The sequence below is a fragment of the thiotrophic endosymbiont of Bathymodiolus puteoserpentis (Logatchev) genome, assembly GCF_900127505.1.
GTDB lineage: Bacteria > Pseudomonadota > Gammaproteobacteria > PS1 > Pseudothioglobaceae > Thiodubiliella.
Genome location: NZ_UEXF01000039.1, coordinates 1 through 829 on the forward strand (window position 1 = coordinate 1; position 829 = coordinate 829).

Annotated in this window: 2 protein-coding genes; both read left to right on the forward strand. The window is 36.2% G+C overall.

The genetic code is table 11. The features are described from left to right. Positions 1-123: 123 nt before the first annotated feature. Complete coding sequence (locus BHECKSOX2_RS06225; RefSeq protein ID WP_139682910.1) at positions 124-513, forward strand: hypothetical protein; 390 nt, start codon at positions 124-126, stop codon at positions 511-513. A 13-nt stretch (positions 514-526) separates the two neighbouring features. Continuing rightward, on the forward strand, positions 527-829 hold a 303-nt coding region (locus BHECKSOX2_RS06230), incomplete at its 3' end, for a hypothetical protein (RefSeq protein WP_139682911.1).

Below are 829 nucleotides of genomic sequence, written 5' to 3' on the forward strand. Positions count from 1 at the left end.
CTAAAAATAGGGAAATAAAGCAATAAACAGCTGGGAAAATAAGGTTTTTTTGGACTTTATGAAAAAATACAGGTAGTTTTGAAAAAATCTAAAAATTAAAATTAGGGTGGAAAATTATGAGTTATGCAAAAGTCTCGATATAAAACAGGGTTTATATATAGCATGTTGTTCTCCATGGTGCCATCTATTTTTATGGCGATACTAGTGATTGTTGTACCATTTAAAAATAGTTTCGGTAGTATCATAGGTGGATTATTTTTTTGGGTGTTAATTACTATTTTTATTTCTTTTATCGTTATTGTTATATTTGGAATACCAATAGTAAAAATTTTAAACGAATTTAATTTAGTAAATATTTATAATTTAGTTGTTACAGGAGGGTTGGTAGGTTTGGCGTTGGCATTATTTATTTTCCTTGGTAATAATGTTGTTCAAGATACCCCTATTAAGGTATTGCTTATAGCTTCAGGGTTGCTTGGAGGTTATGGCTTTTGGTATGGAATAAATAAATGAAATAAGGTGGAAAATGGGTATTGATGGTAAAATGCAATACAACCCAGGATGGGAATCAGGCTCCATGAAAACCTTAGCCGCTCATGGATTGGCAGGCGGTATCGTGCAAGACAGAATGGGCGGTAGTTTTGGCGCTGGTTTTTTATCAGGTTCACTCGGCTCTTACCTTGGTTCATCAGGACATTCAAAGAATATGTCTGAGATGATTGGCAATACTGCTAGAGATGCGGTCGTTGGCGGCACCATCTCGGTGGTTGGTGGCGGTAAATTCGCAAACGGGGCGCAGACGGGGGCGTTTAGGTATTTGTTTAATGAG

What these genes read in the sequence shown, in the direction of transcription:
- BHECKSOX2_RS06225 (WP_139682910.1), top strand. Translation starts at nt 124, where the DNA reads ATGCAAAAGTCTCGATATAAAACAGGGTTTATATATAGCATGTTGTTC.